The organism is Pseudomonas sp. LBUM1659 (assembly GCF_059716045.1).
In genome coordinates this window covers 2,253,961-2,276,184 of the sequence record NZ_CP166797.1, presented here as the reverse complement: position 1 = coordinate 2,276,184, position 22,224 = coordinate 2,253,961, and the positions used below count along the sequence as shown (strand labels likewise).

Genomic DNA, 22,224 nt, shown 5'->3' with positions numbered 1-22,224 from the left:
GCGCTCCTTTAGATCAATTCACGGACGTCGATGAAACGACCGTTTACAGCAGCGGCGGCGGCCATCGCCGGGCTGACGAGGTGAGTGCGACCACCAGCGCCCTGACGGCCTTCGAAGTTGCGGTTGGAGGTCGAAGCGCAATGCTCGCCCGACTCCAAACGGTCCGGGTTCATCGCCAGGCACATGGAGCACCCAGGCTCACGCCATTCAAAACCGGCTTCGAGGAAAATCTTGTCCAGACCTTCCGCTTCGGCCTGCGCCTTCACCAGGCCCGAGCCCGGCACCACGATGGCCTGCTTGATGGTCGATGCAACTTTGCGGCCCTTGGCAATCACGGCCGCTGCGCGCAAGTCTTCGATCCGCGAGTTGGTGCAGGAGCCGATGAACACGCGATCCAGCTGAATGTCGGTGATCGCCTGATTGGCGGTCAAACCCATATACTTCAAGGCGCGAACGATCGAATCGCGTTTGACCAGGTCCATTTCCTTCGCAGGGTCCGGAACGTTCTGATCGACAGCCAACACCATCTCAGGCGAGGTGCCCCAGCTGACTTGCGGCTTGATCTGGGTCGCATCGAGCTCAACGATGGTGTCGAACGTGGCGTCTTTATCCGACACCAGGTCTTTCCACGCTTCGACGGCCAAGTCCCATTCCGCGCCTTTCGGGGCGAATGGACGGCCCTTCACGTAAGCCACGGTTTTTTCATCCGCCGCCACCAGACCAACGCGTGCGCCGGCCTCGATGGACATGTTGCAAATGGTCATGCGGCCTTCAACGGACAAGTCACGAATCGCGCTACCGGCGAATTCGATGGCATGGCCGTTACCGCCAGCGGTGCCGATTTTGCCGATCACGGCGAGGACGATGTCCTTGGCCGTCACGCCGAACGGCAATTGGCCTTCGACTGACACCAGCATATTCTTCATTTTCTTGGCGACCAGGCACTGAGTGGCGAGCACGTGCTCGACCTCGGAGGTGCCGATACCGTGAGCCAGGGCACCGAACGCACCGTGGGTCGAGGTATGGGAGTCGCCGCAGACCACGGTCATGCCCGGCAAGGTCGCACCCTGCTCCGGGCCGATGACGTGGACGATGCCTTGGCGAATGTCGTTCATCTTGAATTCGACGATGCCGTATTCATCACAGTTGTCGTCGAGGGTCTGAACCTGCAAACGCGAGACCTCGTCGACAATGGCTTCGATGCCGCCCTTGCGCTCCGGTGTGGTCGGTACGTTGTGGTCCGGGGTCGCGATGTTGGCATCGATGCGCCAAGGCTTGCGCCCGGCCAGACGCAGGCCTTCAAAGGCTTGCGGCGAGGTCACTTCGTGGATGATGTGACGATCGATATAAATCAGCGCCGAGCCATCGTCGCGCTGTTTGACCAAATGCGAATCCCAGAGCTTGTCGTAGAGCGTTTTGCCGGCCATCAGACGGTTTCCTCATCAGCTTGTTTCTATGCCCTGGGTTATGAGCGATTCAATAACCCCTTGGCTTGTGAGGTCGATCCTAGGGGGTTACATTAAATAACTCAAATTCATATTTTTTATGCTTTGGATAACCAACTGGAATACAACAATGGATCTGGCCAACCTCAATGCTTTTATCGCGATTGCCGAGACCGGGAGCTTCTCCGGTGCAGGTGAACGGCTGCACCTGACCCAACCGGCGATCAGCAAGCGTATCGCCGGGCTGGAGCAGCAATTGAAGGTTCGGCTGTTTGATCGCCTGGGCCGTGAAGTCGGCCTGACCGAGGCCGGCCGCGCCCTGCTGCCACGGGCTTATCAGATACTGAATGTGCTGGACGACACCCGGCGCGCCCTGACCAATCTGACCGGCGAAGTGTCCGGCCGTCTGACCCTGGCCACCAGTCACCATATCGGCCTGCACCGTTTGCCACCCTTATTAAGGGAGTTCACCCGGCGTTACCCTCAAGTGGCGCTGGATATTCAGTTCCTCGATTCGGAAGTGGCCTACGAAGAAATCCTCCATGGCCGCGCGGAACTGGCAGTGATTACGTTGGCGCCGGAGCCGCACACGCTGGTCAAGGCGACCCCGGTGTGGGACGACCCGCTGGATTTCGTGGTTGCCCCGGAGCATTCGCTGATCAGCAACGGCCCGGTGAGCCTGGCAGATATCGCCCTGCACCCGGCGGTCTTCCCCGGCGGCAACACCTTTACTCATCACATCGTTCAGCGGCTGTTTGAGGCGCAAGGCCTGACACCGAACATCGCCATGAGCACCAATTATCTGGAAACGATCAAGATGATGGTCTCAATCGGCTTGGCCTGGAGCGTATTGCCGCGCACGATGCTGGATGAACAGGTTGCGCGAATACCCTTACCCGGCATACAACTGACTCGCAAGCTAGGCTATATCCTGCACACCGAAAGGACGCTATCGAATGCGGCAAGGGCATTTATGGCTTTGCTGGATGCACAAATCGATCTGCCAGGGACTGATGGCTAACGTGTGCTACGCCTATAGCGCCGCAAAACCCTGCGTTTAACGCCCATTTCCGCCCAAGGCCTGTTGCCAATGCCGAAATCTGTTGACCGTATCCCCTCGATGCCGCGCATTCAGGCGCTTGACCCTAAACGGTCCGAGCTGAGCTGGGAAAGCGCGCCACAATTGCTCGCCGCGTTGAACGGCGCGCGGCTGGGAGCCTGGTGTTGGGACATCGAGCGCGGGCAAATCAGCTGGTCGCGGGGGACCCAGGCGCTGTTTGGTTTCGATCCGCATGTGCCATTGCCCGCAGACCTGCAATACCTCGATTTGCTGCCGCCGGAAGATCGCGCGAAAACCGTCCGAGCGTTCAATGCGGTGATTGCCGGCGCCCCCCTTGAGCAAGCGATGCACCACCGCATCCGCTGGCCCGATGGCAGCCTGCACTGGCTGGAAATCAGCGGCAGCCTGCTGCCGGACATACACGGTCGACCACGCATGATGGGTGTCATCCGCGAAATCACTCATCAGCGTCAGCGCGAACAAGCCCTGAGCAGCTCGGAAAAACGCTTCGCCACACTGTTTCACCTGTGCCCGAACATGGTGTTGCTGACCCGCCAGGAAGACGGCCTGATCACCGAAGCCAACCAGTACTTTGAAAGCCTGTTCGGCTGGCCAGTGCAAAACGCGATAGGCCGCACCACGCTGGAACTGGGCCTTTGGGTTCACCCGGAGCAACGCGCCGAACTGGTCACGGCCACCAAGGCCAAAGGGGGGTTGTTCAGCATGGAAGTACAGCTTCGTGCCAGCAACGGGCAGATCCACAATGGCATCCTCAGTGCGCAAAAAGTCGAACTCGAGGGCCAGCCGTATCTGCTGAGTACCTTCCTCGACACCACTGAACGCAAAATCGCCGAACAAGCTCTCAAGGACAGCCAGGAGCGTCTCGACCTCGCCCTGGATTCGGCGCAACTCGGTACCTGGGACTGGCACATTCCCAGCGGTATGCTCTACGGCTCAGCGCGGGCCGCACAGTTGCACGGGCTGGATGCCAAACCCTTCCATGAATCCTTCGACGATTTTTTCGAGGGCGTGCCTGGCGAAGCGCGCGACACCATGCGCAACGCCTATCGCAGCCTGCGCGAAGGCCCGGCCGGCAATTATCAACTGACCTACCGCGTACAACTGCCGGACGGCAGTTCGCGCTACCTGGAAAGCCGCGCCCGCCTCTACCGCGATGAAAACGGCTTGCCGCTGCGCATGGCCGGCACCCTGCTGGACATCACCGATCAGGTAGAGCGCGAACAGCGACTGGTGGCCTCCGAAGAGAAATTCGCCACGCTGTTCCAGGTCAGTCCGGACCCGATTTGCGTGACAGACCAGGACACCGGCCAATTCATCGAGATCAACTCCAGTTTCACCCAGACCTTTGGCTGGAACGCCGCCGAAGTGATTGGCCACAGCGCCGACGAGATTGGCCTGTGGGACGCGGCGGCGAACAGCCCTCAACGGATCGAACAGATCATCCGTGAACAAGGGCTGGACAATGTCGACATCGTCGCCCTGCACAAGGACGGGCAATCGCTGACCTGCGTGATTTCCAGCCGCCAGATCAGCGTTGGCAACCAACCCTGCATCGTCACCACCTTGCGCGATATCTCCCACCAGCAACGCTCCGAAGCGGCGCTCAAGGCCAGTGAAGAGAAGTTCGCCAAGGCGTTCCACTCAAGCCCCGACGCCATCACCATTACCGAGCGCGATACCGGGCGTTATCTGGAGGTCAACGACGGTTTCTGCCGCCTGACCGGCTACCGCGCGCAAGAAGTGATCGGTCGTACGGTGTATGAAGTGGGCATTTGGGCCGAAGAGAAACAACGTTCCGCGTTGCTGGCCGAGCTGCAGATCAAGGGCCGTGTGCATCACCGGGAAATGCTCGGGCGCAATAAAGGCGGGGAGTTGCTGACCGTCGAAGTCTCGGTCGAGCCGATCACCCTCAACGAAACCGCCTGCCTGTTGCTGACGGCTCGCGACGTCAGCCTGCTGAAAAACGCCGAAGCGCAAATCCGTCACCTGGCCTACCACGACCCCCTGACCAACCTGCCCAACCGCGCCTTGCTGATGGACCGCCTGAGCCAGCAAATCGCTTTGCTCAAGCGCCATAACCTGCGGGGTGCGTTGCTGTTTCTTGACCTCGATCACTTCAAGCACATCAACGACTCCCTCGGCCACCCGGTCGGTGATACGGTGCTGAAAATCATCACCGCGCGACTGGAAGCCAGCGTGCGCATGGAAGACACCGTGGCGCGGCTGGGCGGTGACGAATTTGTGGTGTTGCTCAGCGGTCTGGAAGGTTCGCGCAATGAAGTCAGCGCTGAGGTTCAGGAACAGGCCGACACGTTACGAGAACTGCTGTCGGAACCGATGTTCCTCGATGGCCAGCGCCTGCAAGTGACGCCAAGCATAGGCATCGCGCTGATTCCGGACCACGGCTCGACCCCGACCGACCTGCTCAAACGCGCCGACATCGCGCTTTATCGCGCCAAGGACTCGGGTCGCAACACCTCGCAGATGTATCACAACACCATGCAGAAGGCCGCCAGCGAACGCCTGCGCATGGAAACCGACCTGCGCCTGGCGCTTTCCCGGGGCGAATTTCATGTGCATTACCAACCTCAGGTCGACGCTCGGGGCAATCGCATTGTCGGCGCCGAAGCGCTGGTGCGCTGGAACCACCCGGAACTCGGCGCGCAATCCCCGACCGAGTTCATCAAAGTGCTGGAAGACAGCGGCCTGATTCTTGAAGTCGGCACCTGGATAATCGACGAAGCCTGCGGGGCCTTCAAACATCTGGTTGCCAAAGGCCTGGTCAACCCCCTCAGCTTCAGCCTGTGTGTAAACATCAGCCCGAGGCAATTTCGTCAAACCGATTTCGTCGAGCGCATCGAACACTGCCTCACCAGCCACGGCCTGCCCTGCTCGCTGCTGAAACTTGAAATCACCGAGGGCATCGTCATCCAGAACCTGGAAGACACCATCAACAAAATGCGCCGCCTGAAAAAACTCGGCGTGAGTTTCGCGATGGACGACTTCGGCACCGGCTACTCCTCACTGACCTACCTCAAGCGCTTGCCGGTCGACACCCTGAAAATCGATCAGTCGTTCATTCGCGACGCTACTACCGATCCGAACGACGCCGAGATCATCCGCGCCATTGTCGCCATGGCTCGCAGCCTGGAGCTGAAAGTGATTGCCGAAGGGGTGGAAACGCCGGAGCAACTGGAGTTTTTGCAGGGGCTGGGTTGCGATTTTTATCAGGGGTATTTACACAGCCGGCCGTTGCCGGTGGAAGAGTTTCAAAAGCTCCTCAAGCAACCCCGGCCCCGGTAGCAGCTGCAGAAGGCAAAAAATGGGTGACCCTTTGAGGTCGTCCATTTTCGTTTGATGTCTGCTTAATGCCGAGTCACTGGCTGGCCGGCAGATGCATCGTCACGCGAACCAAGATTGTCCCGCACCTGAGTCACCAACAACTCGGCGACCATCGCCAACTGCTGAATCGAAAACACTTCACCGCGGTTCGGTCCTTCCAGTTTTGCGGCAAAATTCTCGAGCAGGGCATTCAGTGACGCGAGGGTTTCGCAGGCTTGTTTTAGCAGGGTCAGTGTGTCGACGCCGGGGGCAATGGCGAATATCTGCTGGGGCGAGGATATACGCCTGGGGCGCTGCGTGACCGACACTTTTGCGGTTTCACACACCTTCGCGGGAGCGGGATGATCGGCATCGGTTGGGGTTTGCGGTTGTTGAGGCTTGCTGAACTTTTTCACAGGCGAGGCTCCTTTTTTTCACGGGTGTTTTCGTCCTTGGGTCCCTCAATGTCGCGGACTTCCATGAAGGCTAGCGGTGCGCGCTGTAGGGCACCAGTTCATCAAGTGCTACACGACTCGAAGGAAATTTCCGAAGCCAATGAAGGCGGATACTTCACCGGCAAAAAAATGAGCGAATACCAGCCGGTCTGAAGTTGCAGGGTTGCCCTGCAACATAGAATCTCCCACAGGGGTTCGGTGGAGCGTCAGTCATCCGGCATTTCAGGAACCTTGGCGGGTTTGCCCGATTTGCCATGTTTGGCGGCCTTGGTGCCTTGGGCATCTTTGACCGGATCGGCTACAACGGGGGCCGCTACCGTGGGCGCGGCGGCTTCTTTCTCAGCCGCTGGCAGGGCGTCAATGGTGTCGAAAATCTTCTTCAAATCGACCGACTTTGATTCATCCCCCGAGCTCTCAAGCTTCTTCTCGCCGTCCTTGCCTATCAGGATCACTTTGGGCAACGCCCCCGCACCGAGTTTCAGGGCGCGTATCAGTGCCATGGTGTCCTGCTGACCGAGATCCTTGCCGTCGAGTTGCCCGAACATGTTCAGCACGCTGTACACCCTGATATTGCGCTGGGCGATACCCTCCTTGTTGGCCGGATCGTCCAGCGACTTTTTCAGGCCCGTCCAGACCGGGTCGACGGTGCTGGGCGCAATGACAATCAGTGGCCGGAACCTGCCTATATCCATGTCCAACGGTGAATCGCCCTCGGCTGCGAGCAAGGGACCGGCGAAAGCCAGCAAGGTTGTCAGGGTCAAAAACCTGATGAGCATGCGCATCTCCTTTTGATAACCACGCTCTAATGATTGCGCATCGCGGCGTTCGTTCCGGGTGACGCACCGCGAATGTGTTTCGCCTTGACCCAAGCTTAGGTCAGGGCGGTCATTGCGCAACAGGCTGGGCTAATCTCAAAGTTCCTGTCGATCCACCTGAACCGCCGTGAGGACGTCTCCATGAGCGCTCAGCTGAACCACACCATCGTCTGGTGCCGCGACAAGCAGATATCGGCGAATTTCCTCGCCGAGCTCCTCGGCCTGCCCGCCCCCGAGCCTTTCGGCCCAATGCTGATCGTTAAATTCGACAACGGCGTGTCGCTGGATTTCTACAACAACGAGCCGCCGATCGCGTCCCAGCACTATGCGTTCTTGATCGGTGACGACGACTTCGACAAGGCTTTCGCACGCCTGCAGGCACGCGGCCAGCCGTGGTGGGCGGACCCGGGCAAGCAGCGGCCGAAGGAAATCAATGAATACGCCGGGGGACGGCGGGTGTATTTCGATGACCCGGATGGTCATCTGCTGGAGATTTTCACCCGCGAGTGACACTGGCGAATCAGTCGGAATCAAAACGCCAGTTTGTAGCCAATCAGCACCAACATCGTCGCCAGACAAGGACGCAGCACTTCATCGGAAATCTTTCCGGTCAAATGGCTGCCCAACCAGATACCCGGCAGCGAACCGATCAGCAGGTAACCCAGCACGTGCCAGTCCATGTTGCCCATGCTCGCATGGCCAAGCCCGGCGACCAGGGTCAGCGGTACGGCGTGGGCGATTTCCGTACCGACGAGACGGCGGGTTGGCAGCAGCGGATACAGGATGAACAGCGCCACGGTGCCAAGGGCGCCAGCACCAATGGACGTCAGCGCAACCATGGTGCCCAGCACCAGGCCGGTGATGACCGTCATCACGTTGAGGCGTTTGCCACTGGGGTTGTAGTTACCACCGGCACGATTGTGCGCAAACTCAAGCAGGCGCTTCTTGAAGAAAATTGCCAGCGCCGTAGCGAACAGGACGAAGCCCAGCGCCTGTTTGATGATGGCATTCATCGTTTCTGGCGCCGTGTGCAAACTGCTCAGGAACCACAGTGTCAACGCCACGGCCGGCACGCTGCCAAGAGTCAGCCAGCCGGTAATCGCCCAATCGATGTTGTTGTTTTTCCTGTGAACCAGCACGCCACTGGATTTGGTGATCGCCGCGTACAGCAGATCGGTACCGACCGCCGTCGCGGGGTTGATGCCGAACCACAGCAGAATCGGGGTCATCAACGACCCACCACCGACGCCAGTCATGCCAACAATAAAGCCAACCACCAACCCGGCAACGACCAACCCGATGTTCACTAAATCCATTGATACGTCCACATAGACCGCAGGAGAAATCTGGCCCGCAGCATAGCGATTTTTCTTATAACCACTTATATCGATGCGGACTATCGTTATATCCGAGATGCAACTACACCCCCATTTCCCTGTAGGAGCCGAGCTTGCTCGCGAGGGCGGGCTGTGAGCCAACACATATGTTGAATGCTTTACCGCTATCGCGAGCAAGCTCGGCTCCTACAGGGTCTGCATTGGGGCTTATTGCACCGGCAGGAAGTTCAGGAACAGCAGACTCTGCGCGTAGTTCAAGCCGATGCGCCGGTAGCGCTCATCCAGCATCTGCGTCAGCAAGTCCAGCCGCGCAACGATCTTGCCGAATTCCACGGCAAAACTCAGGTTGCTGCCCTCCTCCGAGATCTCATTGGAAAACAGCAAAGGTTCGCCTTGCTTGTTTTGTCGTTGGCTGAGAATCCATGTGACTATCTCGATGTTGCGCGCGGCATTGCTGACGAACGTCGGGTTGATCGCATCCGTTATGTAGAATTCCAGACGATTGCCGTGAGCGGTCACCAACATGCTGCCGATGGCATAAATGAAGGCACCGACGCGGTCACCGAGAAACTCCGGGCTCATGGAATACCTGAGCGCCGCCAGGTCTTTTTTGCCGCCGAGGGTGGGCAGTGGCTGTTGCTCTTCGATGGCCATGCGCACTTGCTTTCCAGCCGTTCGGGCATCGAGGAAGCCGGATTTCTTCAGTTCCTCGGGGTTGCGCAAGTAGAGCTTGCTCATCAGCAAGTAGAGGCTGTCGAGGTTGTCACGCATCGCCAGCGTGGCCATGCGGTCAACGCTGGTCTGGAGAAACTCCTGGGGGCGGCCTTCGCGGAACTGGCTGACGATGTCGCTGCCCTGCTGCTGGCTGCAACCCGTGACAAAGAGCATCGCCAGGCAAGCCAGGAGCACACAACGGCGGTGGATCGGTGGGGGGATTCGGGGTAAAACTCGAGCCATGGGTTCTTGAACTTGGGCATGGGCCAGCGGTGGGGATCGCCGCCGGCTGCCCAAGGATAGAGCCACCAAATGCAAAAAAGTGCGGTGCCGGTGGTCCGTGAACACGCAGGCCAAGCCCTGAAAGCTGAGATTTCGTCTTGTTCGCTATCATCTGAAATCTGCCATTTCTTAGGAACAACGGCGTAATTTTGCTGCCAATCTAGTATTCACCGAGTCACTGAGAAGAGGTTTGCATGCGCACGCTCGAATTGGCTGGCGTCACCGTACCGGTCATCGGCCAGGGCACTTGGCGTATGGGTGAGGATCCCTCGGCGTACGCGCGTGAAGTCTCGGCCCTGCGCCTGGGCATCGAGTTGGGCATGACACTGATCGATACGGCTGAAATGTACGCAGAAGGCGGCGCCGAGGAAGTCGTCGCTGAAGCCATCACCGGTCTGCGCGACAAGGTCTTTCTGGTCAGCAAGGTCTACCCTCACAACGCCAGCTGCCAAGGCATTCCCCAGGCCTGTGAGCGCAGCCTTCGGCGCTTGAAGACCGATTACATCGATTTGTACCTGCTGCACTGGCGCGGCCAGTATCCCCTGGAGGAAACCGTTGAAGCCTTCGAACGCCTGCGTGAGGATGGCAAAATTGGTCGTTGGGGCGTGTCCAATTTCGATACAGACGACCTGCATGAACTGAACTCACCGGCCTGCGCCACCAATCAGGTGCTCTACAACCTGGAAGAGCGCGGCATCGAATTTGATTTGCTGCCCTGGAGTCAACAGCATCGGCAGCCATTGATGGCGTACTGCCCCATTGGTCAGGGCGGGGAAATGCTGGCCCATCCTGCGCTTGAAAAGATTGCCGCCCGTCACGAGGTGACACCGGCTCAGGTCGCGCTGGCATGGATTCTGCGGCAGACAGGGGTGATTGCCATCCCCAAAGCGGTCAAACCTGAACATCTACAATTAAATGCACAAGCCCCGCAATTGCAGTTCGATCCCGGGGATCTGGAGGCGCTGGACCATGCGTTTCACGCGCCACAACGCAAACAGCGATTAGCCATGGTCTGAGCCATCGCCGTATTGTCAGAGGGTTTCTGCATGAGAAGCACCGATGCGCTCGATGCTTTTGACTTGCCACGTTTCGTCAAGGCTCAAGACCCGGTATTCGAGTGGGTCCAGGAAGAACTGAGTGCCGGTAAAAAACGCCGTCACTGGATGTGGTTCATCTTTCCGCAACTCGCCGGCCTGGGCGGGAGCGAGATGTCCCGATACTTTGCCATACGCTCCAAAGAGGAAGCCGTGGCGTACATGAAGCATCCGCTGCTGGGTCAACGTCTGCGCACGTGCACGCAATTGGTCCTGAACGTCAAACAGCGCTCGATCGCCGAGATTTTCGGCCATCCCGATGACCTCAAGTTTCACTCGTCGATGACGCTGTTTGCCCAGGTTTCCCCCGAAAAAAGCCTTTTTCATCGGGCCCTTGAGCAGTATTTCCACGGCATACCGGATGACTGGACGCTGTCGTTGCTGGACTTAAAACAGGCCCATTTGCCCACCAATCAGGGTTGAGAAGTCGTCGTCCACAAACGGCAGGATCGCGTCCGCCACCGGCTGCAGTTGCCGGGTGACGTAGTGGTCATAGTCGATGGGGGCGCTACGAATCTCCAGCGGCTCGGGCCCGGCGACGGTAATCACATAGCTGATCCAGCCGCCGTTCTGGTACTGACGCGGACGGCCCTGCCGGTCGTTGAAGTCATCGGCGATGCGCGCGGCACGCACGTGGGGCGGCACGTTGCGCTCGTAGTCGTCGAGGGTGCGGCGCAGACGCTTGCGGTAGATCAGACGGTCGTCAAACTCGCCGGCCAGAGTCTTTTGCACGTAATCGCGTACATAATCCTGATAAGGCTTGCGATGGAAGATCCGTGAGTACAGTTCCTGCTGAAATTGCCGGGCCAGCGGTGACCAGTCGGTGCGTACGGTTTCCAGGCCTTTGTAGACCATTTCATCAGTGCCATCAGCGCGGGTGACCAGGCCGGCGTAACGCTTCTTGCTGCCCTCTTCCGCGCCTCGGATGGTTGGCATCAGGAAGCGTTTGTAGTGGGTTTCAAACTGCAATTCCAACGCGCTTTCCAGCCCGTATTCCTCTCGCACGTGTTCGCGCCACCACTGGTTGACGTGGTCCACCAGCGCGTGACCGATCCGCGCGGCCTCCTCTCGACCGTGGGCACGGCGCAGCCAGACGAACGTGGAGTCGGTATCGCCGTAAATCACCGTATGGCCCTGGGCTTCGATCAGCTGTCGAGTGCGCAGCATGATCTCGTGGCCGCGCAAGGTGATGGACGATGCCAGCCGTGTGTCGAAGAAGCGGCAACCGCTGGAACCCAGTACGCCGTAGAAGGCATTCATGATGATCTTCAGCGCCTGGGACAGCGGCGCGTTGTGTTCGCGCTTGGCGGTTTCGCGGCCTTCGGCGACCCGGGCGACAATGGCGGGCAGGCAATGCCGGGTTCTGGAAAAGCGTGCCCCGCGAAAACCCGGAACAGAGTCGCTGTCGTCGGGATGCTGCAAGCCTTCGATCAATCCCACCGGGTCGATCAGGAAGGTGCGGATGATCGACGGATAAAGGCTTTTGTAGTCGAGTACCAACACCGACTCGTACAGGCCCGGTTGCGACTCCATGACAAACCCGCCCGGGCTGGCCTGCGGTGACTTGCCGCCCAGGTTTGGCGCCACAAAGCCCTGGCGGTGCATCAGCGGCATGTAAAGGTGGGTGAACGCCGCCACCGACCCACCGCTGCGATCCGCTGGTAAACCAGTGACGCTGGCGCGTTCCAGCAAAAATTTCAGCAGTTCGGTCTTGGCGAAAATCCGTGTCACCAGCTCGCAGTCCTTGAGGTTGTAGGTGGCGAGTGCCGGTTTGTCCTCGGCGAACATGCGGTTGATTTCGTCCATGCGCTGGTACGGCGTGCTGATGGCCTTGCCCTCGCCCAGCAGAGTTTGCGCAACGTTTTCCAGACTGAACGAGGGGAAATTCCAGGTCGCCGAACGCAAGGATTCAATGCCGTCGATGATCAATCGCCCCGCTGCGGCAGCGAAGTAATGAGTGCGGCTACCGTGTTCGCGCCACTGCATCTCTTCACCACCGCGCCCAAGTTTGAGCGGTACACCCAGGCGTCGGGCGTGTTCATGCAGTACGCGCAGGTCGAACTGCACGACGTTCCAGCCGATGATCGCGTCGGGGTCGTGGCGGGCAAACCATTCGTTGAGTTTTTTTAGCAGCACGGTTCGCGAGTCGCAGTATTCGAGCTGGAAATCCACCTCGCTGGCGTCGCCGTTGGGTGGCCCGAGCATGTACACCTGGCGCTCGCCGCAGCCTTCCAGGGCGATGGAGTACAACTCGCCTTGAGCGGTGGTTTCGATGTCCAGCGAGACCAGCCGCAGGTTGGGCCGGTAGGTTGGATCGGGTTTCATCTGCGCGTCTAGCAGCAGGCCCTCGCCATTGGGCGTACCGCCAAAGATCACCGGCGCCGTGATGAACCGTTCCATCATGTAGCGCTCCGGCGGGCGAACGTCGCCCTCGAACATCTCGACCCCAGCCTTGCGTAGAGCGGTTTCCAGGCGCATCAACTGACCGTGCTGCTGGCAATACAGGCCGAGCACCGGGCGGTGCTCGAAATCCACAAGGGCCAAGGGCTTGAGCTCGACGTTTTTCTCGCCGTGCAGCACCAGCTCTGCCTGCTCACGTAGCTGCGCCGCAATGAACGCCACCGATGGTTGATGAGGCAGGCGGATGCGCCGGGGACCGGTGTCGGTCGCCAGCCAGAACTCGACTTTCGTACCGGCCGGGGTGTCGCGCCAATGCCGGGTCAGGACGAAGCCCTGCTGTAAATCCACCACTGCAACCTCACGTATTGAATCAGGCCGCAATTCTACGCGTCATCAAGGGACAGCGGGTCATGCACGCTACTTTCGACTTCTCTATGCGATTTCCACGCGGTTTACTGAAGAAAAACCGCTGAATGGCGTTTTTTGAGTGTTATCTGCCGTTTTCTCCCTTGCCCTCAGCGCTTGGGTCTACGATTCTTCAAGAACAACGACAACACCCGAGAAGCCACCATGAAAACCGTCGCCCAACTGCTCAAGCTCAAAGATCAGAAGAATCAGGAAGTGCACCAGATCAAGCCTGATCACATGGTGCTGGAAGCGCTGATGAAGATGGCCGAAAAAAACGTCGGCGCCTTGCTGGTGGTGGAAAACGATGAAGTGCTGGGCATCATCAGTGAACGCGACTACGCACGCAAACTGGTGCTGCATGGCCGTTCTTCGGTGGGCACGCCGGTTCGCGACATCATGGTGTCCCCGGTCATTACCGTGGACACCCATCAAACCGTCGATACGTGCCTGGGCATCATGTCTGATCGCCGCCTGCGCCACCTGCCGGTGGTGGAAAACGGCAAGTTGATTGGCTTGCTGTCCATTGGCGACCTGGTCAAGGAAGCCATTGCCGAACAGGCGGAACTGATTCGCCAGTTGGAGCAGTACATCCGCGGCGAATAACGCCAACACCCCATAAAACCCTGTAGGAGCCGGGCTTGCCCGCGATGCAGGCGACTCGGTTTAACGTCGAACCGAGTTGAACCCATCGTCGGAACGCCGCCCGGGGCAAGCCCTGCTCCCACAAAAGCCCGTGCCCACAGTAAATTTTCAGTGTTCAGGCGGGCCAATGCCGGGCGAAGACCGGTGCCAATGTCGGGTGCCGGTCGATACGTTCCAGCCACGCGAAAAAACCGGGTCGGGCGCTGCGTAAATGCTCCCGACTACCGGCCCATCTGGACACCACCGCCGCCAGCACATCCAGCGCGCCCGGTGCTTCATCGCCCAGATACAGTTCGCCGGAAAACTGATCGGCAAACACCTCCCAGCTCCAGTGCAATCGCGCACGGGCGCCACCCATGAGATTTTGCCTGGAGGCCTCATCCGTCTCGGCTAACCAGCGTTCTGGGTAATCGATAATGCCGATGGCCACGTAGCAATTGCTGACGATGTACGCCAGTCCACGGATCGCCTGATCACGGTCGGCGGGCAGTTTCGGTAACAGATTCGACTTGGGAAAAGTCAGCCCGAGGTGAATCAGAATCGCCGCGCTTTCCGTGAGGACGCTGCCATCGGGTAGTTGCAGCGTCGGAATCTGCTTGAGTCGGTTGAGTTTCTCCAGTGTCTGGGCTGCCTCCGAGGACAACTCCACATCGATAAAGCGGTAAGGAATGTCACACAACTCCAGCGCCGCTTCTATCGCCGCCGCGCCAGAGTTCTGGTGTCCATAAAGCTGGTACATGGTGCGGCCTCCTGGCGAGACAAGAATGGGGTCATTAGAGGCGTCATCTGCGGGTCACGCTCCCAGTGTAGAAGCGCCGGCTGACCCCAACCGTGCCATCCGACGACTGAACCATCACGCCCGCGTGGGGCTACTTATGCTGCCTATCAATACCGTCGATGTTCACCATCACATCAATGAAGTTCTCATAAAAATTCCTCGGCGTAACATCCGCTCCATACCAACCAACAACACCCCGGAGCACACAATCATGAAACGCCAAACCCTCCTCAGCATCGCTTTCTCGGTTTTCGCAGTTAACGCTTTTGCCGCTACCTCTGCTCAGCCTGTGGTCGCTGAAGGCGGCTCGGATCGTCTGATTGAAAGCCGTGTGGCTGAAGGTGGTTCGGACCGTTTGATCGAAAACCGTGTAGCCGCTGATGGCTCTGACCGACTGATCGAAAACCGTGTAGCCGCGGATGGCTCTGACCGACTGATCGAAAACCGTGTAGCCGCGGATGGCTCTGACCGACTGATCGAAAACCGTGTAGCCGCTGATGGCTCTGACCGACTGATCGAAAACCGTGTAGCCGCGGATGGCTCTGACCGACTGATCGAAAACCGTGTAGCCGCGGATGGCTCTGACCGACTGATGCAGAACCGCGTTGCCGAAGGTGGCTCCGACCGTCTGATCGAAAGCCGCGCGGTATAAATGAACGGTTCTACCGCAGTACTCAATGAAAAACCCGGCCTGACCCGCCGGGTTTTTTATGCCTGTTTTTTGAGTCGGGTTACTTGCCAGCCCGCGCCATGCAGCGCTGATAACGCCCATCGACCCGTTTGGCGAACCACGCGGTGGTGAGTTTGCGGGTGATTTTCGGGCTTTGCAGCTCAATCCCCGGCAACACCGCGCGAGGCAATGGCCGGCCCTCGGCTTGATCGGCCAACGCGAATACTCGCTGGTAGAGTTCGGTCTCCTCGAACTTGAGACTTTTGCCCTCCCCCAATTGATTGTGGATGGTCATATTGCGCATATCCAATTGCTTGCCGAGGCTGCGCACCGCCAGTTCGGTGGTGCCAGGCATGATCGAGTCATAGCGCACCAGATCGCCATCCAGCGCCAACGGGCTGCCTGATACCCGACTCAGCGCATTCTGAAACGCCGCATTGCGGCTGGCATACCAACCGGCATTGAAATCAGCGAAGCGATACAGCGGTTCTGTGTAGCTCACCGGGTAACCGAGCAAGTGGGCAATGCCGAAGTACATGCCGCCGCGTCGAGTGAACACTTCATGGCGAATCGAACCGTTCACCGGATATGGGTAATCCCGCGTTTGCTGTTCGGCGAAATCGATGCTGACCTGCATAGGCCCGCCGGTGTGCACTGGGTTGAAGCCACCGAACAGGGTCTTCCCCATGGGCACCATGCCAATGAAGTCGTCGAAAATCGCGCTGAGTTCCTTTTCGCTGCGCGCCGCATTGAGACGGTCGCTGTAACTTTTGCCATTGGGTGATTTCACCTGGAGCGCACCACTGATCAACAGGCTGGGGATGTGGACTTTCGCGGCGCGGCGGTCGATTTCCTCCCGAGCGATCTTGCCCAGGCCCGCCACAGGTGGGTCGACCTGGAATGTGGATTCCTGCTCGGTAACGGCGAGCACCGAGCACAGGTTTTGCGTGGATGGGTAAATGTTCTGCGCAGCGAATGCGGCGTAGATGTCCGTGGCCCAGCCTTGGCGATCCGTGGTGTTGGCCGGCAGCAGGCGCACGATCTCGGCCTTGACCTCGGCGGGCTTGCGCGCCGGCGGTTCCTGCGTGCGCTGAGTGCCGCAACCGGCCAGCAGCAACAGCGCCGTGACACCGGTGATCAATCGATTGGCTTGCATGGTGCTCCATCAAATCCGTTGAGCCGGGTTAACCATACGACCAATGGCATGGCGCAGGCTATGACTCCGGTCGCCGCGCCCTGTTCCATCATCACGCCTGCCGGGCGCATTTTCCGTTGGGCAGTCAGCCTGCCTGCGCTTTGCGACTGGACCATACTTGAGCCAGGCACCGAGGAGGACAGGCTGATGAATCGTAGCGACGTACTGATCGTCGGCGCCGGCCCGACCGGGCTGGTACTGGCGCTGTGGTTGAGCAAACTGGGGATCCGCGTGCGGATTCTCGACAAGACTTCAGCCCCTGGCACCACCTCGCGGGCACTTGCGGTCCAGGCGCGGACGCTGGAGCTGTATCGCCAGCTCGACCTCAGCGAGGCCGTGGTGCAAAACGGTCATCGAGTGGCGGCGGCGAATTTCTGGGTCAAAGGCGAACCGGTGGCGCGTTTGCCCCTGAGCCGCATTGGCGAGGGCCTGACGCCTTACGCCTTCCTCGAAATCTACCCGCAAGACGAGCACGAACGGCTGCTGATAACACGCCTTGAAGCGTTCGGCATCCACGTGGAGCGCAACACTGAGCTGGAGTATTTCGAAGACACCGGCGCTGGCATCACCGTCCAACTGCGCTTGCCCGACGGTCAACAGGAAATCTGCCAGACCTGCTACCTGGCGGGTTGCGACGGCGCCCGGTCAGTCGTGCGCAAGACACTGGACACCGGGTTCCCGGGCGGGACCTATCAGCAGATTTTCTATGTCGCCGACGTACAAGCCAGCGGGCCGGCCTTCAATGGCGAATTGCATGTGGACCTTGATGAAGCGGACTTCCTCGCCGTGTTTCCCCTCGCCAGTACGGGCCGCGCCCGGTTGATCGGCACGGTGCGCGACGAGCGCGCGGACCCGGCTGAAACCCTGCGCTTTGAGGACGTCAGCAGCCGGGCCATCGAACACCTGAACGTGCAGATCGAACAGGTGAACTGGTTCTCGACCTATCGCGTGCATCACCGTGTGGCCGATCACTTTCGAACCGGGCGTGCGTTTTTGTTGGGCGACGCGGCGCACGTTCACAGCCCCGCCGGTGGTCAGGGCATGAACACCGGGATTGGTGACGCCATTAACATTGCGTGGAAACTCGCGGCGGTGTTGAGTGGCGGCGCCGAAGAGAGACTGCTCGATACTTACGAAATCGAGCGCATCGCCTTTGCCCGCAAACTGGTCGCCACCACCGATCGCGTATTCAGTTTCGTGACTGCCGAAGGGCGCATGGCCGATGTGCTGCGTACACGGCTGGCACCCTTCGTGATTCCCAAAATGGCCTCATTCGTGACGTCCCGCGAGTTCCTGTTTCGCACCGTCTCGCAGATCACCCTGAACTACCGTGGCATGCCATTGAGCACGGGCGTCGCCGGGCACGTTCACGGCGGCGATCGCCTGCCCTGGGCGCATGACGGCGAAGGCGACAACTTTGAATCGCTGAGGAATCCAACCTGGCAGGTACACGTCTATGGCGACACCAGCGACGAAATGATCGCCTGGTGCGTCGAGCATCACCTGCCGTTGCAGGTGTTCGGCTGGCGGCCGGCGTTTGAAGCGGCAGGGCTGGGTCGCAACGGGTTTTACCTGTTGCGACCGGATACGTACGTGGCGATTGCCGAGACGTGTTCCGATCCGAAAGTGATTGAGCGGTATTTCCGGGATCACGGCATCCGGCCCTACTTCGGGGGATCCTGAACACACCACAAAAAACTGTGGGAGCGAGCCGGCTCGCGAAGGCGGTGTAACAATCAACGAAGATGTTGAATGTTATGGCCCCTTTGCGGGCAAGTCGGATCGCCGCACCGCCGCTCCTACAGTTGATTTGAGCTGGGGGTTAGATCCCGGCCAGGGCCAGGTCCATCGCGAAGTAGGTGAAGATCAAATCCGCCCCCGCCCGCTTGATCGCCCCAAGGCTTTCACGCACCACTCGATCCTCATCAATCGCCCCCGCCTGCGCGGCGAATTTGATCATCGCGTACTCGCCGCTGACCTGATACGCCGACAGCGGTAAACGCGAAACCTCTCGAATGTCGCGGATGATATCCAGGTACGCGCCGGCCGGTTTGACCATCAGCGCGTCAGCGCCTTCCTGTTCGTCCATCAGCGATTCGCGCACCGCTTCGCGGCGGTTCATCGGGTTCATCTGATAGCTTTTGCGATCGCCCTTGAGTGCGCTGCCGCCAGCTTCACGGAACGGACCGTAAAGCGCCGAAGCAAACTTGGTCGAATAGGCCATGATCGCCGTCTGGCTGAAACCGGCGTCATCCAGCGCCCGACGAATCGCCTGGACCTGCCCGTCCATGGCCGCCGACGGGGCAATCACATCGGCGCCCGCCCGCGCCGCCGCCACGGCTTGTTTGCCAAGGTTGATCAGGGTCTGGTCGTTATCGACTTCGTGGTTATGCATCACGCCGCAATGGCCGTGGTCGGTGTATTCGCAGAAGCAGGTGTCGGACATCACAATCATTTCCGGCACGGCATCCTTGGCGATTCGCGACATGCGCGACACCAGCCCGTTGTCGCTCCAGGTGTCGCTGCCACTGCTGTCCAGATGATGGGACACGCCGAAAGTCATGACCGACTTGATCCCGGCGCGGGCGTAGCGCTCGATCTCCCCGGCCAGTTTCGACTCCGGAATGCGCATTACACCCGGCATGCTGTTGATCGGCACGAAATCGTCGATTTCTTCTTCGACAAAAATCGGCAGCACCAGATCGTTCAGGCTGAACTCGGTTTCCTGAAACAGGTTGCGCAGGCTCGCATTGCGGCGCAGACGGCGTGGACGTGCTTCGGGGAACTGACTGGACATGGGTATTCCTGAAAAACGGAGGACAAGACGAACGTCGTAGGGGGCGAAGCTTATGCCCTGCAAGGCGTAAGGCACAAACCTCAAGCGTAGAAAAAACCGTTACCGGCTCGGCAATAATCCCCGCATCCCACAGGTTTAGATCTCACACAGGCTTAAAGCGTCAGGGTGCCGCTGATGCAGGTCACCACTGAGCCACCAATCCAGATTTCATCGCCCACTTGATCCACCTGAATTCGCCCCGCCCGCCCCATCGTCAAGCCCTGGCTGACCACATAGGACGCTGGCGCCAGCCCCTCAGCGAGCAACCACTGCGCAATCCCGGCGTTCAAACTGCCGGTGGCCGGGTCTTCCGGCATGCCGTCACCGGAGATGAAGGCCCGTACTTCGAACTGCGCGTCATTGCCATCACGCTCAGCGTTCCATGGAGCGATCACGCCGACCGCCAGGCCAAGCATCTGCGAATGATCCGGTTGCAATTCCAGCACCTGCTGGCGGTCCGCGACCATGACCGCCAACCAGCCAGCACCGTTATCAACCCACTGCGCCCGGACAATCGCGCCCACTTCCAGGCCAAGCCCGCGTCGCACGCGCTCCGCCAACTCGGCGTCCACCGGCCCGGCGTTGATCAGGGGCGGCGCGAGAAAGGCCAGTTCCGCACCTTGTCGACGAACCCGCACCAGCCCGACGCCGCACTCCTGAATGATCTCCTCGCCCTTGGGCACACCACCCGCCTCAAGCCATGCATGGCAGGTGCCCAACGTCGGATGACCGGCGAACGGCAATTCATTCAGGGTGGTGAAGATCCGCACGCGGTAGTCGGCGCGCGGATCGCGCGGTTCCAGCACAAACGTGGTTTCACTGAGGTTGGTCCAGGTGGCGAACGCGGCCATGCGTTCGTCACTGAGTTCGTCCGCGTCGAACACCACCGCCAATGGATTGCCCTTGAGGGCGACGCGACTGAAGACATCTACTTGCTTGAAATCAAATGAATGCATGGTCGTCCTTGTTCGTGAAGCAATCTATTTAGGAATTTCCAGCCCGCGCATCACCGCCGGTCGCGCCAGGAAGCGCTCCAGCACGCGCGTGACGTTCTTGAAGTCCTTGATGCCCACCAGATCGCCGGCCTCATAGAAGCCGATCAGGTTACGCACCCACGGGAACGTCGCGATGTCGGCGATGGTGTAGCGCTCGCCCATGATCCAGTCGCGCCCTTCAAGGCGTCCATCCAAAACCTTTAACAAACGTTTACTTTCATCGACGTAACGGTCGCGGGGCCGTTTGTCCTCATAGTCCTTGCCGGCAAATTTGTTGAAAAAACCGAGCTGGCCAAACATCGGCCCGATGCCACCCATCTGAAACATCAGCCATTGAATCGTCTCGTAACGCGCTGCCGATTCCTGAGCCAGCAGTTGCCCGCTCTTGTCGGCGAGGTAAATCAGAATCGCCCCGGACTCGAACAACGGCAGGGGTTTGTCGTCTGGACCGTGGGGGTCGAGGATCGCCGGGATTTTGTTGTTGGGGTTCAGTGACAGAAATTCGGGCGACATCTGGTCATTGGTGTCGAAGCCTACCCGATGCGATTCGTAGGGCAGTCCGATCTCTTCAAGCATGATCGACACCTTGACGCCATTGGGGGTCGGCAAGGAGTAAAGCTGGATCCAGTCGGGATATTGAGCCGGCCATTTTTGGGTAATCGGGAACGTAGACAGATCGGTCATCGGGAGCATCCATCGCCAAAAGAAAGGCTTGAGCATAATCCAGGATCGCCGGTTTCAGGTTGCTATCTTTGGGGGTTATCGAAACCACTGATGAACACGATCAATAGATCTCAGCCTTTGCCAGAGCCTTAAGGTGTAATGTGTCCACAAAATCGCAACATTTTGTCGATAACCTGGGCTGCAAGCCGTTCAAGGTTGTCGATACAGTGCTGCGCACTCGTCGGACGCGAACCAATTGGGCTTCAGAGGACTCTGAGCAATGCCCTTTCGGACACGGACCGGCTCAACGACATGGAAAACACCCGAAGCGGGAGCTTGTGGTGTAAAGGTTTGTCAGCCTTAACTAATGCGCTGAAGATCACCAATGACCAACCTTTTGAGATTCGCTAAACGCTTCAAGCACAATGCGTATGTACTTCTGCCGGCGGTGCTGGTGGCGAGCGCATTGTTTGTAACGCTGGAGTCCCGCGAAAGCCGCGCCCAACAGGCAAACGGCACTCAGACACTGGTGTTCCTGCGTCACGCGGAAAAACCTGCCGGCGGTCTGGGCCAGCTCAATTGCCAGGGCCTCAATCGCGCCATCAACCTGGCCACCTTGTTGCCGGAAAAATTCGGCAAGGCCAACTACGTGTTTGCCGCCAACCCGACGCGCAATGTCGAGGAAGGCGAACTGGACAATTCCTACAGCTACATCCGTCCCCTGATGACCATCAGCCCCAGCGCGATCAAGCTCGGTTTGCCGGTGAACATCAACTTCTCGGCCAACGACACCGGCGACCTGGCGGACGAATTGCTGCAGGACAAGTACCACGACTCCGTCATTTATACCGCCTGGTCCCATGGCTACCTGCCAGAGTTGATCAACAAGGTCGCTGGAGATGCCGTCGGCAAGAAACAGAGCATCACCGAGGACTGGGAGTCCAGCGACTACGACTCGGTGTACGTGCTGACCCTGACCTGGCGCAATGGCAAGGCCAGCCTCGTCAGTCACAGTTACAAGCAAGGGCTGGATAACGGATCGCAGACTTGTCCGACCTAAGCGGTCGGCAACATCCCACAAGCGGTCAGGACC

20 protein-coding genes are annotated in these 22,224 nt (G+C 59.2%); 9 read left to right on the top strand and 11 right to left on the bottom strand.

Annotation, left to right across the window (positions count from 1 at the left end):
- Positions 1-8 precede the first annotated feature (8 nt).
- Positions 9-1,427, bottom strand: a complete 1,419-nt coding sequence (gene leuC, locus ACA048_RS10230) for a 3-isopropylmalate dehydratase large subunit (protein WP_223511451.1) — start codon at positions 1,425-1,427, stop codon at positions 9-11.
- Positions 1,428-1,575: 148 nt separating this feature from the next.
- Between leuC and ACA048_RS10225 the strand changes: the two genes are divergently transcribed.
- Positions 1,576-2,466: a LysR family transcriptional regulator gene (locus ACA048_RS10225; RefSeq protein ID WP_497629005.1), complete on the top strand. Its 891-nt coding sequence runs from the start codon at positions 1,576-1,578 to the stop codon at positions 2,464-2,466.
- Positions 2,467-2,535: 69 nt separating this feature from the next.
- A complete protein-coding gene (locus tag ACA048_RS10220) occupies positions 2,536-5,829 on the top strand; it encodes a sensor domain-containing protein (protein ID WP_497629004.1) in 3,294 nt (1,097 codons plus the stop codon).
- A 62-nt stretch (positions 5,830-5,891) separates the two neighbouring features.
- On the opposite strand, the gene ACA048_RS10215 is transcribed toward ACA048_RS10220, so the two are convergent.
- Together ACA048_RS10215 and ACA048_RS10210 are read right to left on the bottom strand one after the other, a co-directional pair.
- On the bottom strand, positions 5,892-6,263 hold the full coding sequence (locus ACA048_RS10215) for a DUF6124 family protein (RefSeq protein ID WP_497629003.1): 372 nt from the start codon (positions 6,261-6,263) through the stop codon (positions 5,892-5,894).
- 245 nt (positions 6,264-6,508) lie between these two features.
- Positions 6,509-7,078, bottom strand: a complete 570-nt coding sequence (locus ACA048_RS10210; RefSeq protein WP_497629002.1) for a DUF4174 domain-containing protein — start codon at positions 7,076-7,078, stop codon at positions 6,509-6,511.
- A gap of 180 nt (positions 7,079-7,258) precedes the next feature.
- Here ACA048_RS10210 and ACA048_RS10205 point away from each other — a divergent pair, with 180 nt between their 5' ends.
- Positions 7,259-7,627, top strand: coding sequence for a VOC family protein (locus ACA048_RS10205; RefSeq protein ID WP_497629001.1), 369 nt, complete (start codon positions 7,259-7,261; stop codon positions 7,625-7,627).
- A 20-nt stretch (positions 7,628-7,647) separates the two neighbouring features.
- Here the strand turns inward: ACA048_RS10205 and ACA048_RS10200 are convergent, their stop codons facing one another.
- Positions 7,648-8,433: a sulfite exporter TauE/SafE family protein gene (locus ACA048_RS10200; protein WP_497629000.1), complete on the bottom strand. Its 786-nt coding sequence runs from the start codon at positions 8,431-8,433 to the stop codon at positions 7,648-7,650.
- 228 nt (positions 8,434-8,661) lie between these two features.
- Positions 8,662-9,411: a hypothetical protein gene (locus ACA048_RS10195; RefSeq protein WP_497628999.1), complete on the bottom strand. Its 750-nt coding sequence runs from the start codon at positions 9,409-9,411 to the stop codon at positions 8,662-8,664.
- A gap of 233 nt (positions 9,412-9,644) precedes the next feature.
- Between ACA048_RS10195 and ACA048_RS10190 the strand changes: the two genes are divergently transcribed.
- Positions 9,645-10,466, top strand: coding sequence for an aldo/keto reductase (locus ACA048_RS10190; protein WP_497628998.1), 822 nt, complete (start codon positions 9,645-9,647; stop codon positions 10,464-10,466).
- A 30-nt stretch (positions 10,467-10,496) separates the two neighbouring features.
- A complete protein-coding gene (locus ACA048_RS10185; protein ID WP_497628997.1) occupies positions 10,497-10,967 on the top strand; it encodes a DUF1810 domain-containing protein in 471 nt (156 codons plus the stop codon).
- On the opposite strand, the gene ACA048_RS10180 is transcribed toward ACA048_RS10185, so the two are convergent.
- Positions 10,932-13,292, bottom strand: coding sequence for a DNA polymerase II (locus ACA048_RS10180; protein WP_497628996.1), 2,361 nt, complete (start codon positions 13,290-13,292; stop codon positions 10,932-10,934). The two genes, ACA048_RS10185 and ACA048_RS10180, sit on opposite strands and share 36 nt — an antisense overlap.
- 222 nt (positions 13,293-13,514) lie before the next feature.
- On the opposite strand from ACA048_RS10180, the gene ACA048_RS10175 reads away from it, so the two are divergent.
- On the top strand, positions 13,515-13,955 hold the full coding sequence (locus tag ACA048_RS10175; RefSeq protein WP_007944798.1) for a CBS domain-containing protein: 441 nt from the start codon (positions 13,515-13,517) through the stop codon (positions 13,953-13,955).
- 154 nt (positions 13,956-14,109) lie between these two features.
- Here the strand turns inward: ACA048_RS10175 and ACA048_RS10170 are convergent, their stop codons facing one another.
- Positions 14,110-14,733, bottom strand: a complete 624-nt coding sequence (locus ACA048_RS10170) for a glutathione S-transferase N-terminal domain-containing protein (RefSeq protein WP_497628995.1) — start codon at positions 14,731-14,733, stop codon at positions 14,110-14,112.
- Positions 14,734-14,983: 250 nt separating this feature from the next.
- Between ACA048_RS10170 and ACA048_RS10165 the strand changes: the two genes are divergently transcribed.
- On the top strand, positions 14,984-15,424 hold the full coding sequence (locus tag ACA048_RS10165; RefSeq protein WP_497628994.1) for a phage infection protein: 441 nt from the start codon (positions 14,984-14,986) through the stop codon (positions 15,422-15,424).
- Positions 15,425-15,503: 79 nt separating this feature from the next.
- On the opposite strand, the gene ACA048_RS10160 is transcribed toward ACA048_RS10165, so the two are convergent.
- On the bottom strand, positions 15,504-16,598 hold the full coding sequence (locus tag ACA048_RS10160) for a DUF1615 domain-containing protein (protein ID WP_497628992.1): 1,095 nt from the start codon (positions 16,596-16,598) through the stop codon (positions 15,504-15,506).
- Between the two features lie 186 nt (positions 16,599-16,784).
- Between ACA048_RS10160 and ACA048_RS10155 the strand changes: the two genes are divergently transcribed.
- Complete coding sequence (locus ACA048_RS10155) at positions 16,785-18,320, top strand: FAD-dependent oxidoreductase (RefSeq protein WP_497628991.1); 1,536 nt, start codon at positions 16,785-16,787, stop codon at positions 18,318-18,320.
- A gap of 139 nt (positions 18,321-18,459) precedes the next feature.
- Here ACA048_RS10155 and hemB read toward each other — a convergent pair whose 3' ends face one another.
- The 3 genes from hemB to ACA048_RS10140 form a co-directional block, all read right to left on the bottom strand.
- Positions 18,460-19,434 (bottom strand): porphobilinogen synthase, encoded by a 975-nt coding sequence (hemB, locus tag ACA048_RS10150; RefSeq protein ID WP_497628990.1) that lies wholly within the window; start codon positions 19,432-19,434, stop codon positions 18,460-18,462.
- A gap of 152 nt (positions 19,435-19,586) precedes the next feature.
- Entirely contained in the window at positions 19,587-20,429 is an 843-nt protein-coding gene (locus tag ACA048_RS10145; protein WP_497628989.1) for a PhzF family phenazine biosynthesis protein, read from the bottom strand.
- A gap of 24 nt (positions 20,430-20,453) precedes the next feature.
- The gene (locus ACA048_RS10140) at positions 20,454-21,152 is read right to left on the bottom strand and encodes a glutathione binding-like protein (protein WP_497628988.1); all 699 of its coding nucleotides are present in this window, start codon (positions 21,150-21,152) and stop codon (positions 20,454-20,456) included.
- Between the two features lie 364 nt (positions 21,153-21,516).
- Here ACA048_RS10140 and ACA048_RS10135 point away from each other — a divergent pair, with 364 nt between their 5' ends.
- Positions 21,517-22,191, top strand: a complete 675-nt coding sequence (locus ACA048_RS10135; RefSeq protein WP_497628987.1) for a histidine phosphatase family protein — start codon at positions 21,517-21,519, stop codon at positions 22,189-22,191.
- Positions 22,192-22,224 lie beyond the last annotated feature (33 nt).

Excerpts from the sequence above, each read along its gene's own strand:
- leuC (WP_223511451.1), bottom strand. The coding sequence starts at position 1,427 with ATGGCCGGCAAAACGCTCTACGACAAGCTCTGGGATTCGCATTTGGTC.
- ACA048_RS10225 (WP_497629005.1), top strand. The coding sequence starts at position 1,576 with ATGGATCTGGCCAACCTCAATGCTTTTATCGCGATTGCCGAGACCGGG.
- ACA048_RS10220 (WP_497629004.1), top strand. The coding sequence starts at position 2,536 with ATGCCGAAATCTGTTGACCGTATCCCCTCGATGCCGCGCATTCAGGCG.
- ACA048_RS10210 (WP_497629002.1), bottom strand. The coding sequence starts at position 7,078 with ATGCTCATCAGGTTTTTGACCCTGACAACCTTGCTGGCTTTCGCCGGT.
- ACA048_RS10205 (WP_497629001.1), top strand. The coding sequence starts at position 7,259 with ATGAGCGCTCAGCTGAACCACACCATCGTCTGGTGCCGCGACAAGCAG.
- ACA048_RS10200 (WP_497629000.1), bottom strand. The coding sequence starts at position 8,433 with ATGGATTTAGTGAACATCGGGTTGGTCGTTGCCGGGTTGGTGGTTGGC.
- ACA048_RS10195 (WP_497628999.1), bottom strand. The coding sequence starts at position 9,411 with ATGGCTCGAGTTTTACCCCGAATCCCCCCACCGATCCACCGCCGTTGT.
- ACA048_RS10190 (WP_497628998.1), top strand. The coding sequence starts at position 9,645 with ATGCGCACGCTCGAATTGGCTGGCGTCACCGTACCGGTCATCGGCCAG.
- ACA048_RS10185 (WP_497628997.1), top strand. The coding sequence starts at position 10,497 with ATGAGAAGCACCGATGCGCTCGATGCTTTTGACTTGCCACGTTTCGTC.
- ACA048_RS10175 (WP_007944798.1), top strand. The coding sequence starts at position 13,515 with ATGAAAACCGTCGCCCAACTGCTCAAGCTCAAAGATCAGAAGAATCAG.
- ACA048_RS10170 (WP_497628995.1), bottom strand. The coding sequence starts at position 14,733 with ATGTACCAGCTTTATGGACACCAGAACTCTGGCGCGGCGGCGATAGAA.
- ACA048_RS10165 (WP_497628994.1), top strand. The coding sequence starts at position 14,984 with ATGAAACGCCAAACCCTCCTCAGCATCGCTTTCTCGGTTTTCGCAGTT.
- ACA048_RS10160 (WP_497628992.1), bottom strand. The coding sequence starts at position 16,598 with ATGCAAGCCAATCGATTGATCACCGGTGTCACGGCGCTGTTGCTGCTG.
- ACA048_RS10155 (WP_497628991.1), top strand. The coding sequence starts at position 16,785 with ATGAATCGTAGCGACGTACTGATCGTCGGCGCCGGCCCGACCGGGCTG.
- hemB (WP_497628990.1), bottom strand. The coding sequence starts at position 19,434 with ATGTCCAGTCAGTTCCCCGAAGCACGTCCACGCCGTCTGCGCCGCAAT.
- ACA048_RS10145 (WP_497628989.1), bottom strand. The coding sequence starts at position 20,429 with ATGCATTCATTTGATTTCAAGCAAGTAGATGTCTTCAGTCGCGTCGCC.
- ACA048_RS10140 (WP_497628988.1), bottom strand. The coding sequence starts at position 21,152 with ATGACCGATCTGTCTACGTTCCCGATTACCCAAAAATGGCCGGCTCAA.
- ACA048_RS10135 (WP_497628987.1), top strand. The coding sequence starts at position 21,517 with ATGACCAACCTTTTGAGATTCGCTAAACGCTTCAAGCACAATGCGTAT.